This is a genomic window from Rhodococcus gannanensis (genome assembly GCF_042681175.1).
GTDB classification, from domain to species: Bacteria; Actinomycetota; Actinomycetes; order Mycobacteriales; family Mycobacteriaceae; genus Rhodococcus_G; species Rhodococcus_G gannanensis.
On record NZ_JBHUFB010000019.1, the window covers coordinates 1 to 12,755 of the forward strand.

Below are 12,755 nucleotides of genomic sequence, written 5' to 3' on the forward strand. Positions count from 1 at the left end.
GAGTCGAACTGACCGCCGATCACATCGCCCTGCACCACACCGGAGTCGACCCGCACACCCGGACCGGTCGGCTCCTTGTACACGCTGATGGGGCCCGGGGCGGGCAGGAAACCGCGGCCGGCGTCCTCACCGTTGATCCGGAACTCGAAGCTGTGTCCGCGCGGGGTCGGGTCCTCGGTGAACTCGAGGGCCTCACCGTTGGCGATGCGGAACTGCTGACGCACCAGGTCGATGCCCGCGGTCTCCTCGGTGACCGGATGCTCGACCTGCAGACGGGTGTTGACCTCCAGGAACGAGACGGTGTCACCCTGCACCAGGTACTCCACGGTGCCGGCACCGTAGTAGCCGGCCTCCTTGCAGATCGCCTTCGCCGAGTTGTGGATCCGGTCCCGCTGATCGTCGGTCAGGAACGGTGCCGGGGCCTCCTCGACCAGCTTCTGGAAACGACGCTGCAGCGAGCAGTCGCGGGTACCGGCGACGATGACGTTGCCGTGCTGATCGGCGATCACCTGCGCCTCCACGTGCCGGGCCTTGTCGAGGTACTGCTCGACGAAGCACTCCCCACGACCGAACGCGGCGACCGCCTCACGGGTCGCGGACTCGAACAGCTCCGGGATCTCCTCGATGGTGTGCGCGACCTTCATGCCGCGGCCACCGCCACCGAACGCCGCCTTGATCGCGACCGGCACCCCGTACTGCTTCGCGAATTCGACGACCTCGTCGGCGCCCTTGACGGGGTCCTTGGTGCCGGCGGCCATCGGCGCGTTCGCGCGTTCGGCGATGTGCCGGGCGGTGACCTTGTCACCGAGGTCGCGGATCGACTGCGGCGACGGTCCGATCCAGATCAGACCGGCGTCGATCACGGCCTGCGCGAAGTCGGCGTTCTCGGACAGGAACCCGTACCCGGGGTGGATCGCGTCGGCACCGGACTTGGCGGCGGCGTCGAGGATCTTGTCGAACACCAGGTACGACTCGGCCGAGGTCTGCCCACCGAGGGCGAACGCCTCGTCGGCCAGCTTCACGAACTGCGCATCCGCATCGGGCTCCGCGTACACCGCGACACTGCCGTACCCGGCGTCCTTCGCGGCCCGGATGACACGCACAGCGATCTCACCGCGGTTCGCGACGAGCACCTTCGTGATCTGCTTCTGAGAATTGGTCATCGGTCTTCCTTTACCGGGCGTAGCGGGAGTTGACGAAAGCTGTTGGCGCCGCGGACAATCCGTAGCGCATCATCTGAGCGGGAGCACCCCAGCCCTCCTCGGGCTGCGGATCCTCCGCGGCGGGTGCCGACGCGCGCAGCGCGGCGAGCACCGCGAGGACCGCGGCGATCTCGGTGTCGTCGGGGTTGCCCGAGAACCGGATCGGGTCCTGCTGGGGCTCGGCGGCGTCCAACAGTGCGGCCTCGTCGATGGCGACGGCAGCCGGCTCCAGGACGGCGGTCACAGCGGGATGTTTCCGTGCTTCTTGGGGGGCAGAGTCACCATCTTGCGTTCGAGCAGACGCAGGGCGGCGACGATCTGACCGCGGGTGTGCGACGGCGGGATGACGGCGTCGACGTAACCACGTTCGGCGGCGATGTACGGGTTGACGAGGGTGTCCTCGTACTCGTTCTGCAACTGCAGGCGCAGTGCGTCGACATCCTGCCCGTTCGCGGCGGCGTCCTTGAGCTGCTTGCGGTAGACGAACCCAACCGCACCCGAGGCGCCCATGACCGCGATCTGCGCGGTCGGCCACGCCAGGTTCACATCGGCACCCATGTGCTTGGAGCCCATCACGTCGTACGCGCCGCCGTACGCCTTGCGGGTGATGACGGTGATCTTCCCGACGGTGGCCTCACCGTAGGCGTAGAGCAGCTTCGCACCACGCCGGATGATGCCGTTGTACTCCTGGTCGGTGCCGGGCAGGAACCCGGGGACGTCGACGAGGGTGACGATCGGAACGTTGAACGCGTCGCAGGTCCGGACGAACCGGGCCGCCTTCTCCGAGGCGTCGATGTCGAGGCAGCCCGCGAACTGCATCGGCTGGTTCGCCACGATCCCCACCGAGCGGCCGTCGATGCGGCCGAACCCGACGATGATGTTCGCGGCGCGCCCGGCCTGCACCTCGAGGAACTCGTCGTCGTCGAGCAGACGCCGGATCACCTCGTGCATGTCGTACGGCTGGTTCGCCGAGTCGGGGATGATCGTGTCGAGCTCGAGGTCCTCGTCGGTCAGCGACTCCTCGATCGATCCCGCGATCGGATCGGACGGCGCCAGCCGGGGTGCGGCGGCCTGATTGTTGCTGGGCAGGTAGGAGAGCAGGTCCTTGACGTAGTCGAGGGCGTCCTGCTCACCGGAGGCGACGTAGTGCGCGACACCGGACTTCGCCATGTGGGTGTGAGCGCCACCGAGATCCTCCATGGTGACGTCCTCACCGGTGACGGTCTTGATGACGTCGGGGCCGGTGACGAACATCTGCGAGGTCTGGTCGACCATCACCACGAAGTCGGTCAGCGCCGGGGAGTACACGTGACCGCCGGCGGCGGGACCCATGATCAGCGAGATCTGCGGGATCACCCCGGACGCCTGGATGTTGCGGTGGAAGATCTCCCCGTACAGGCCGAGGGAGACCACACCCTCCTGGATGCGGGCGCCGGCGCCCTCGTTGATCCCGATCAACGGACGCCCGGTCTTGAGCGCCAGGTCCATCACCTTGACGATCTTCTCGCCGTAGATCTCACCGAGGCTGCCGCCGAACACGGTCGCGTCCTGGGAGAACACGCACACGTCGCGGCCGTCGACGGTGCCGTACCCGGTGACGACACCGTCACCGGCGGGGCGGTTGTCGCCGAGACCGAAGTTCGTCGACCGGTGCCGCGCCAACGCGTCCAGTTCGACGAACGACCCCTCGTCCAGCAGTGCCTCGATGCGCTCACGGGCCGTCAGCTTGCCCTTGGCGTGCACCCGCTCCACCGCCGCCTCACCGGACGGGAAACGTGCCTCGGCCTGACGACGGTGCAGGTCCGCGAGCTTGCCCGCGGTCGTATGGATATCGGGGACGTTCGACGCCGCGGTGGCGGCGGGTTCCTGGACGGTGGTCACGGGCAGAACCTCTCGACTTAGCTCGGATGTGTGACTCGATTTGGGGTCACCATACATGGCGCTACATAGTGCACTAAGTGGTATTTGCTATCTGATGCGGAAGGGTATCTCCGCTGTACAACGTGCAGTGTGACGCACAAACGACCGCGGCCGCCGACTTTTGGCAACCGCGGTCGCATGCGAATCCGGCTCGGCGGGATCCGTCACCCGAAGCGAGGCGCGCACCCGCCCCCCGCCGGAACCAACCCGGGTCGAACCCGGGTACGCCGTACCGCTCGCCGGGGCCGCGGCGCCTCCGGCCCCGGATCGATCGAGATCGGGGGCAGCCGCCAGCCCTGCCGGACGACCTCCTCCCACTCCGACTCGGAGACGTTCCCGGACACCGGCCACCCGAACGCCCACTGCATCCGGAACGCCGCCGTCCGGGTCGCGTGGTCGTATATCCCCGAGTCCGGCAGTCCGAGTGCCCGCTGCCACCGGGAGAGTCCGTCCACCGAGGACCGTGCGGTACCGAAGGAGTAGTTGGACCACGACTCGGCGGGGCCGTCGAGCGGGCCCCAGTAGTGCCCCGGCGGCAGCGGGAACCGGTTCGGGTCTGCGGGTGACGCGTCGTCGTCGCGGCGCGGGGTCGCAACGGTTCCTGGGTGGGTGGTTCGATTCATGGTTTCCTCATCAGCAGGTCAGGGACGACGCGCGACAACGAAGTCCTCGGTCGGTCCGATCCTCTGAATCGACATCGGCGTGGTCGCGAGTAGTCCGGTACCCGAATCGGGGCCGCTGCGCGCGACGCCACGGGCGTCGCCGACTCGTCGCCGCGGGTACCCCGACTCGCCGGACGACCGCGACGAACGGCCCCACCGTCGACAAGAATGGCTCGACCTGGCATTCTGTAGGCGAGACCAGCCCTCGTCCTGAGGGCAGGCTCGCAGTAACAGGAGCAAAAAAGTGGCACAAGGCACCGTCAAGTGGTTCAACGCGGAAAAGGGTTTCGGATTCATCGAGCAGGACGGTGACGGACCCGACGTCTTCGTCCACTACTCCGAGATCCAGACCAACGGCTTCAAGACCCTCGACGAGGGCGCTCGTGTGGAGTTCGAGATCGGCCAGGGCCAGAAGGGCCCGCAGGCCACCGGAGTCCGCACCATCTGAGCGACTTCCATCCGAAGGGCGCCTCTGCCGAGCAGAGGCGCCCTTCGGCATTTCCGGACAAGGTTCGGTCCAGATCTTTTCTGGACACTTGTTCAACCAGTTGTTCGATTCTCCGGCGGTGGCGCCGGTCGACGTGTTCAAATTCGGGCGTTTATGCCCATCAATGACACGAAAGACCCGGTACCTCGATGCTTCGAACCACCCTGCGCGGCAGTGTGGCGCCGATCGGCGCCGTCACACTGGCCGCGGGACTCGCCCTGATCGGTGCTCCCGCCTCCGCCGACGCAGTGAACTTCCAGACCGCTTGCCAGGCCACTCCGTCGGTGGCCATCGCCGGTGCCCAGCACAAGGTCGTCGCCGCGTCCGCGACCGTCACCGCCCCTGCGACCGTCACCCCCGGGCAGACCTTCACCTACCGGATCCAGCCCGGCCCCGGCTCGTACCCCGACTCCGAGTCCGGTGGCACGACCGCAGGACTCTCCCGACTCAAGTTCGACTTCGAGATCCCAGCGAACTCCACGTTCGTCGGTGCGACCGTTGTCGCGGGAACCGGCGGCAACCTCGCCGGTGTCGCCCCCAACGTGCTCCGGATCAACACCTCCGGCGCAGTCGACGCCGCGGGTACGCTGCTGCGCCTGTCCGGCAACAACCAGGTCATCGGCAACAGCCCCAGCTCCAGCGGCAACAGCGAGGGCGGCATCACGGCCCCGAAGCTGAAGAAGAACCTCGACGGCACCACCAACTCGGGCGGCAACAGCGTGTTCCAGCTGCCCGCCGTCGACGTCACCGTCGTCGCTGGAGCCTCGGGCACCATCACGCCCAGGCTGCGGGTGGCCGGCAACGCCGCGAGCTACAACAGCGACGAGAACTACAGCACCTCGCTCGCCAAGGCCTCCGCGCCGCTCGTCGGCACGGTGTGGGCACCCACCCGCTGCTCCCCCAGGGACTCGCAGTCGGGCGCGCTGAACGCCGGCGGCGGAGCCCTGGCCACGATCGCCGTCTCCGCGCCCGTCGACGCAACCACCGCCACCACGCTCACGGCGCCCGCGACGGCCACCGCGGGCACGCCGGTCGCCCTCACCGCGGCGGTGTCCCCCGCCCCGAACGGCGGCACCGTGCAGTTCAAGGACGGCGGCACGAACATCGGCGCACCGGTCCAGGTCACCGGCGGGACCGCCACCCTGAACCACACGTTCGCCACCGCGGGCGCACGCTCGGTCACCGCGGTCTTCAACGGCGCGGCGGGCTTCACGGGATCGTCCTCGGCCCCGCAGACCGTCGACGTGCAGCCCGCGACCGTCGTCGCCGTCCCGACCGCGACCACCGTCACCCTGCCCGCGACCGCGACCACCGGCTCCGCGGCCGGACTGTCCGCGACGATCAACCCGGCTCCCGCCGGCGGCACCGTCCAGTTCAAGGTCGACAACACCCCGATCGGCGCACCGGTCGAGGTCGTCGGCGGCGTCGCCACCCTCGCGCACGTCTTCACCACCGCCGGACACCACAACATCACCGCGTCGTACAGCGGGGCGGTCGGGTTCGCGCCGTCGCAGTCGGCCTCGGCGACGCTCTCCGTCGACGCCCCTGCGCCGTCGGACGTCGCCACGGTGACCACCGTGACGTCCCTGCCGAACGCCGTCGTCGGCACGCAGGTCGATCTGTCTGCGACCGTCGCGCCGAGCACCGCGAGCGGCACCGTCCAGTTCAAGGACGGCACCACGCCGATCGGCGGCCCGGTCCCGCTCGTCAACGGCGTCGCGATCCTGCCGCACACCTTCACCACCGAGGGCGGTCACTCGATCACCGCCGAGTACAGCGGCGCGAACGGCTACGTCGCCTCGACGTCGTCGGCGTTCGCCGTGACCGTCGGGACTCCGCCCACCGGCGGCACCAACCCGTTCGGTTCGTGACCCGCGGGTCCCCGCTCGCACCACATAGTCAGCAGTTCCCATGTCCCACTTGAAGTTTGGACGTACTTCCACTTCGGGTCGGCGCGTTCCAATCGAGAGGCTCGAGAGAATGCAGAACAGAACAGTGCGTCGGCTGGTTGCCGGCGCGAGCACGGCAGCGATGGCGGCAGGCTTCGCCGCATCGTTGGGCGTCGGGGCGGCATCCGCTGCGCCGGTGAGCCAGTCGACGAACTCCGGTGACTGGACGTTCAACCGGACCATCAGCAACGGCACCCCGGCGCCGGGCGAGACGGTCACCGTCACCAACGCCATTCGGTGGAACGGCGGCCTCGCGCCGACCATCTCCGCCTTCAAGGACTACCACCCCGCCTGCCTGACCTACGTCGCAGGTTCTTCCCGCGTGAACGGCAAGACCGTCACCACCAACGTCACCAACCCCACGTTGGTGACCATGACGGGGTCGTGGATTCGCAGTGCCGTCGACCGGAACATCGACTACACCCTCCAGTACACCGTCGGCGCGGACTGTGGACGTGACCTCGCCCTGACCACCGGTGCAGGCATCTCCTCGAACCAGGGCCTGAGCTCCGAGAATCAGACCGCCGGGCCGTCGCTCACGGTTCCGAAGTCCGCCTCGACCGCGGGCGTCGCTGTGTCCCCGGCCCCCAAGGCCGGTGCCGCCACGACCCTGACGGCGACCGTCACCGCGGGCGCCACCGGCAGCGTCGAGTTCGCGAACAACGGCGCCGTCCTGGGCACCGGCACCGTGAGCAACGGGGCCTCCACCTACTCGTGGACCCCGTCGCCCGCCGATGCCGGCCAGGGGTACTCGATCACCGCCAAGTACCTCGGCGACGCCGCCTACCTGCCGTCCACCTCGGCTCCGCAGACCGGTACCGTCTCCGCACCCGATGTTGCGACAGGCACCGCCCTCGCCGCCCCGGCGACCGCGGACAACTCTGCGCCCGTGGACCTGGTGGCCACGGTCAGCCCGACCCCGGCCGGCGGCACCGTGCAGTTCAAGGACGGCGATGCGAACATCGGCGCACCGGTCCCGGTGACCGGCGGCAGCGCCACCCTCTCGCACGCGTTCACCACCGACGGCGCGCACCAGGTGACCGCGGTGTACAGCGGTGCCGACGGGTTCACCGGCTCCACCTCCGCCGCGCGGACGGTGACGGTCAGTGTCCCCAACGCCGACACCACGACGGTGCTCACGGCACCCAGCCACGCGAAGACCGGCGTCGCGGTGAGCATCGCGGCCACCGTCGCGCCCGCACCGAACGCGGGAACCGTGCAGTTCTTCGACAGTGGCACCCCGATCGGTGCACCGGTCGCGGTGGCCGGATCGGTCGCGATCCTCGCGCACACCTTCGACGGCGCCGGATCGCACTCGATCACCGCCGTCTTCAGCGGCGCACCGGGATTCGTGACCTCGACGGCCGCCGCGGCGACCGTGCAGGTGTCGGCGCCCGCGCCCGACGAGGTCGTCACCACCACCACGCTGAACGCTCCGGTGGCGGCCGACCAGGGACAGGCGGTCACGCTGCACGCCACCGTCGCGCCCGCATCGGCTGGAGGAACGGTCCAGTTCTTCGACGGCACCACCCCGATCGGGGCGCCGGTTCCCGTGACCGCGGGCGCCGCGTCGGTGACGCACACATTCGCCACCGCGGGTGCACACGGCGTCACCGCGGTCTACAGCGGCGGTGCCGGGTTCCTCGCGTCGTCCTCGGACGCCCAGGTCGTGAACGTGGCCGCGCCGACGACCCCGGACACCGGCGGTAGCCCCTTCGGCTCCTGACGGTCCTCCCGGCGAGCGGCGGCCGGTTCCTCGTGACGAGGAGCCGGCCGCCGTTCTCGTGCCACCGAGACGGCTTCGGTGTGTCCCGCCCAGGACTATCCTGGACAGCGACCGCACGGCGAATCGACCACAATGACGATGGAACCTCTCGGCGCGACCGCGCAGGCCACCGCGAACCGGCGGTGGTCGCGATGACCGCGGATCCCCCGGACCCGAGCGGACGCCCAGGCCGCGACGTCACAGCGGATCTTCAGGCCGCCGGATTCACCGACGGCGAGGAGATCGGCCGGGGCGGGTTCGGCGTCGTCTACCGCTGCCGGCAACCCCAGCTGGACCGGACGGTGGCGGTGAAGGTGCTCAGCGGCGACCTGGACGAGGACAGCCGCGAACGGTTCCTCCGGGAACAGCGGGCGATGGGCGCCGTGTCCGGACACCCGCACATCTGCAACATCCTGCAGGTCGGCACCACCGCATCGGGACGTCCGTACATCGTGATGCCCTACCACCCGCACAACTCGCTCCAGGAACTCCTGCACTCGGCGGGCCCCCTCCACTGGCCCGACGTACTGACGCTCGGCGCGAAGATGGCGGGGGCCCTGGAAACCGCCCACCGGTCCGGGACCCTGCATCGGGACGTGAAACCCGCGAACATCCTCCTCACCGAGTACGGCGAGCCCCAGCTCACCGACTTCGGAATCGCCCGCACCACAGGAGGATTCGAGACGGGAACCGGGCACATCACCGGGTCGCCCGCGTACACGGCACCCGAGGTGCTCGACGGACGCTCCCCCAGTGTGCGTTCCGACGTCTACGGCCTCGGTGCCACCCTGTTCTGCGCGATGACCGGCCACGCGGCCTTCGAACGCCGCGACGGCGAACAGCTGGTCGCGCAGTTCGTCCGCGTCACCAGCGAACCCGTCCCCGATCTGCGGGGCGGTGACATCCCCGCCGACGTGTGTGCGGTGATCGAGAAGGCCATGGCGCCGGACCCGCGGGACAGGCCTGCCAGTGCCGCGGAGCTCGGGGCGCTCCTGCAGGACCTGGCCTCGACGCACGGCCTCGACCCACTCGACATGGCACTGCCCGCACCCGATTCCCCTCCACCCGGCGTCGCCGGAGCGTCGACACCGTACGGTGGCCGCACCGGGGCGTCGACGCCGAACGGTGGCCGCACCGGACGGACACCGGGGGTCACCGGACCGACGCCTCCGACGCCCGCCACCCGGTTCCGCGCCCCGGTGATCGGCCGGACCCTGGTCACGCGGGAGCGACTCGTCGACCAGCTCCGAGCCGGGGAACGCAAGCGGCTCACCGTCATTCACGCACCGGCCGGATTCGGCAAGACGACCCTCGCGGCGCAGTGGGGCGGAGCGCTCGTCGAGGACGACGTGACCGTCGCCTGGCTCTCGATCGCCGCCGACGACGACAATCCCGCCTGGTTCCTCGGGCACCTCGTCGAGGCGGTTCGCCGAGCCGCACCCGCATTGAGCTCCGAACTCGACCAGGCGCTCGAGGACCACGGCGCCGACGCAGCCGAGTACGTCATGTCCACCCTCATCAACCGGATCCACGAGGACCGGCGGCGGGTCGCCGTCGTCATCGACGACTGGCACCGCGTCACCTCCCGGGAGTCGCGCGCCGCGCTCGCGTACCTCCTCGACAACGGCTGCCACCACCTGCAGGTGGTGGTGACCACCCGCACCACCGCGGGTCTCCCCCTGGCCCGCATGCGCGTGCAGGACGAGCTGATCGAGATCGATTCGACGGCACTGCGGTTCGAGGAGGACGAATCCCAGCGCCTGCTGGTGGAACTCGGCGGTCTCGAGCTGTCGGACACGGATGTCGCGCGACTGTGCCGGTCGACGGAGGGCTGGGCCGCGGCGTTGCAGCTCGCCTCGCTGTCACTGCGCGGCCGGGACCACCCGGCCGAGTTGATCGACAACCTCGTCGGTCAGCAGGCCGTCGACGAGTTCCTCGCCGAGAACGTGCTCGACACCCTCGAACCGGAGCTGCTCGACTTCCTGCTCGCCACCTCGATCACCGAGCGGATCACTGGGTCACTGGCGTCGGCGCTGGCCGGCGTCCCGGACGGCCGTTCCCGTCTCGAGGAGGTCGCCGCCCGGGACCTGTTCCTGCTGCGGCTGGGCGACCACGAGTCGACCCCACAGTCCACGGGCCCGATCGAGACCTGGTACCGCTACCACCACCTGTTCGCGAAGTACCTGCGGCGTCGGCTCCGCCGCGACCATCCCGAGAGGTTCCCGGCGCTGCATCGAACCGCGTCCGACTGGTTCGCCGAGCGGCACCTGCTCAGCGAGGCCGTGGACCACGCCCTGGCCGCCGGCGACCCGGACGCCGCGGTCGAACTCGTCGAACGCGACGGTGTCCACCTCATCGAACATTCCCGGATGACTACCCTGCTCGGGCTGGTGGACAAGCTGCCCCCGACCACCGTCGTCGGGCGGCCTCGCCTGCAACTGACCGTGGCCTGGTCGAACGTGTTGTTGCAGCGTCCCGGCGCATGCCGTCGCGCCCTCTCCCTTGCGAGGGGTGCCCTCGAGACCGACCCCGACGGCCCGCTCGCGGTGGAGGCCGACGTCGTCGAGGGCGTGGTCGCCGCGTTCACCGACCGTCCGGAGGGGATCGAGCACTACACGGAGCGCTGCCTCGCTGCCCCCGAACGCCACAACCCGTGGGTCGTCACCGCCGCCGCGAACACCCGGACGTTCGCCGCGCTGTACCGGTTCGACTTCGACGAGACGCGGTACTGGCAGAAATGGGCAGCGCCGTACTACCAGGCGATGAGCGGCTCGTTCGCGACGATGTACGGCTACTGCATGGTCGGCGTCGCGGCGAACGAGGAACTCTCCACCGAAGCCGCCGAGGACTGGTTCCGGCGAGGGCTGCGGGTCGCGCGCGAGTTGTCCGGTTCGCATTCGCATTCGGCGCGGCTGGCCGCGGCGATGCTCGGAGAGCTGTTGTACGAGCGCAACGAGCTCGCCGAAGCCGAGCGCCTGCTCGACGAGGGGTTCGAGATCGGCGGCGAGGGCGGGATCGTCGAATTCATGATCGCCCGCTACGTCACCGGGGCTCGTCTGAAGGTGCGCCGCGGCGACCGGGAGGCAGCCGCGCAGCGTCTCGACGAGGGCGCGCGAACCGCGGAGGACCTCGACATCCCCCGGCTGCGAGCACGCATCGACAACGAGCGGATCAGGCTGGGCTTCCCCGTCGCCTCGAGAACACGCACGCCCCGCCATCCGACCCTGCCCCCGGTCGACTCCGTGCCCGACGGCAGCGCGGAGATCACGGCACAACTGGAGGACGCCACGACCGCGCGGCTGCTGATGCGCACCGGAACGGGCGCCGACACGGCGCTGGCCTGCGAGATCGCGGAGGCCTGGGTGGCGCGGCTGGCCGGTACCGGCCGGGCCCGTGCGCGGCTGATGGCGAACCGACTGCTCACCGCGTGCCTGTTCGCGGCGGGCAGGGACGACGACGCCCTGCGTGTGCTGGCGACGATGACGGCGACGTGCGCTCGCCACGGCCTCGTTCGCTACGTCCTCGACGGCGGTCCGGCGCTGGTCGCCGGGCTCGCCACGCTGCAGGCACGGGCCAGGGCGGGAACCTGGGAACCCGGGTGGGAGCCTGTCCCCGCCGGGTTCCTCGACGACTGCCTGAGCGCAGCGAAGGCCGACGGCGCGATGTGACGCCGCCGGCCTTCCCCGGGTGGATCAGTCCGCGAGGACCGGCATCTTGACGACCTGGCCCGCGTAGGCGAGGCCCGCACCGAAGGCGAGCAGCAGGGCGGTGTCGCCGGGCTTCGACTTGCCGGTCCGCAGCATCTCCTCCATCGCGAGCGGAATCGACGCGGCGGAGGTGTTTCCGGTCTCGGCGATGTCGCCCGACACGGCGACGGTCTCGGGCAGGTTCATGCTGCGGGCGATGACCTCGGTGATCCGGGCATTGGCCTGGTGCGGGACGAACGCGTCGATGTCGTCGACGGTCATGCCGGTCTTGTCGAGAACCCGCTGCGCGATCTTGCCCATCTCGAAGGCCGCCCACCGGAACACCGACGTGCCCTCCATGATGATCCACGGGCGCTTCTGCGTCGGGTTGGTGGCGAAGTCGACCCAGTCGGGCTCCTGGCGGATCGCCCGGCCCTGAGCGCCGTCGGAACCCCAGACGGTCGGGCCGATGCCTGCCTCGTCACCGCGGCCGACGACGACGGCACCCGCGCCGTCACCGAAGATGAAGCGCACGGACCGGTCGGTGGGCTCGGTGGAGTCGCTCATCCGCTCGACGCCGACGACGAGCACGTGGTCCTCGCTGCCGGTGCGAACGAGGTCGTTGGCCAGGCCGAGGGCGTAGCTGAAGCCCGCGCAGCCGGCGGCGACGTCGATGGCGCCCGCGCCACCGGTACCCAGTTCCTCGGCGACCAGCGCCGCGCACGCGGGGGTCTGCACGGGGTAGGTCGAGGTGGCGATGATGACGGTGCCGATCTGCTGACCGGTCACGCCTGCGGCCTCGAGCGCCTTGCGGCCGGCGGAGATGGCCATCGCGAGCACGCTCTCGTGCGGGCCTGCGAAGCGCCGGCTCTTGATGCCGGACCGGGACTGGATCCACTCGTCGGTGGAGTCGATCTGCTGGCAGATCTCCTCGTTGGTCACGATCCGTTCGGGCCGGTACACGCCGAGCCCCAGGAGGGCGGTGTGCCGAAGCTCGGTGGTGTTCGCGATCGCTGCACCCATTGGTCTCGTTCTCCTCTACTTCTTCCATCGGATGCTCGGGCGAATCCACGAACGCTCCTCG

General features: G+C 69.8%; 9 protein-coding genes. 4 read left to right on the plus strand and 5 right to left on the minus strand.

The window, feature by feature from the left end; translation table 11 throughout:
- From ACFSJG_RS19400 to ACFSJG_RS19415, 4 genes are all read right to left on the minus strand, one after another.
- A partial coding sequence (locus ACFSJG_RS19400) for an acetyl-CoA carboxylase biotin carboxylase subunit (protein WP_378486884.1) occupies window positions 1-1,163 on the minus strand: 1,163 nt, incomplete at its 3' end.
- 10 nt (window positions 1,164-1,173) lie between these two features.
- Window positions 1,174-1,446 carry an acyl-CoA carboxylase epsilon subunit gene (locus ACFSJG_RS19405; RefSeq protein WP_378486885.1) on the minus strand — a complete coding sequence of 91 codons (273 nt, stop codon included), beginning with the start codon at window positions 1,444-1,446 and terminating at the stop codon, window positions 1,174-1,176.
- A complete protein-coding gene (locus tag ACFSJG_RS19410; protein ID WP_378486886.1) occupies window positions 1,443-3,083 on the minus strand; it encodes an acyl-CoA carboxylase subunit beta in 1,641 nt (546 codons plus the stop codon). Before ACFSJG_RS19410 ends, ACFSJG_RS19405 begins: the two co-directional genes overlap by 4 nt.
- 203 nt (window positions 3,084-3,286) lie before the next feature.
- Entirely contained in the window at window positions 3,287-3,745 is a 459-nt protein-coding gene (locus ACFSJG_RS19415; RefSeq protein ID WP_378486887.1) for a peptidoglycan-binding domain-containing protein, read from the minus strand.
- Between the two features lie 283 nt (window positions 3,746-4,028).
- On the opposite strand from ACFSJG_RS19415, the gene ACFSJG_RS19420 reads away from it, so the two are divergent.
- The 4 genes from ACFSJG_RS19420 (at window position 4,029) to ACFSJG_RS19435 (ending at window position 11,653) form a co-directional block, all read left to right on the plus strand.
- Window positions 4,029-4,232 (plus strand): cold-shock protein, encoded by a 204-nt coding sequence (locus ACFSJG_RS19420; protein ID WP_050063916.1) that lies wholly within the window; start codon window positions 4,029-4,031, stop codon window positions 4,230-4,232.
- A 188-nt stretch (window positions 4,233-4,420) separates the two neighbouring features.
- Window positions 4,421-6,142: an Ig-like domain repeat protein gene (locus ACFSJG_RS19425; RefSeq protein WP_378486888.1), complete on the plus strand. Its 1,722-nt coding sequence runs from the start codon at window positions 4,421-4,423 to the stop codon at window positions 6,140-6,142.
- A gap of 109 nt (window positions 6,143-6,251) precedes the next feature.
- Window positions 6,252-7,946: an Ig-like domain repeat protein gene (locus tag ACFSJG_RS19430; protein ID WP_378486889.1), complete on the plus strand. Its 1,695-nt coding sequence runs from the start codon at window positions 6,252-6,254 to the stop codon at window positions 7,944-7,946.
- A 191-nt stretch (window positions 7,947-8,137) separates the two neighbouring features.
- Window positions 8,138-11,653, plus strand: coding sequence for a protein kinase domain-containing protein (locus ACFSJG_RS19435; protein WP_378486890.1), 3,516 nt, complete (start codon window positions 8,138-8,140; stop codon window positions 11,651-11,653).
- A gap of 24 nt (window positions 11,654-11,677) precedes the next feature.
- On the opposite strand, the gene ACFSJG_RS19440 is transcribed toward ACFSJG_RS19435, so the two are convergent.
- The gene (locus ACFSJG_RS19440) at window positions 11,678-12,694 is read right to left on the minus strand and encodes a beta-ketoacyl-ACP synthase III (RefSeq protein WP_378486891.1); all 1,017 of its coding nucleotides are present in this window, start codon (window positions 12,692-12,694) and stop codon (window positions 11,678-11,680) included.
- Window positions 12,695-12,755 lie beyond the last annotated feature (61 nt).

What these genes read in the sequence shown, in the direction of transcription:
- ACFSJG_RS19425 (WP_378486888.1), top strand. Translation starts at nt 4,421, where the DNA reads ATGCTTCGAACCACCCTGCGCGGCAGTGTGGCGCCGATCGGCGCCGTC.
- ACFSJG_RS19435 (WP_378486890.1), top strand. Translation starts at nt 8,138, where the DNA reads ATGACCGCGGATCCCCCGGACCCGAGCGGACGCCCAGGCCGCGACGTC.
- ACFSJG_RS19430 (WP_378486889.1), top strand. Translation starts at nt 6,252, where the DNA reads ATGCAGAACAGAACAGTGCGTCGGCTGGTTGCCGGCGCGAGCACGGCA.
- ACFSJG_RS19415 (WP_378486887.1), bottom strand. Translation starts at nt 3,745, where the DNA reads ATGAATCGAACCACCCACCCAGGAACCGTTGCGACCCCGCGCCGCGAC.
- ACFSJG_RS19440 (WP_378486891.1), bottom strand. Translation starts at nt 12,694, where the DNA reads ATGGGTGCAGCGATCGCGAACACCACCGAGCTTCGGCACACCGCCCTC.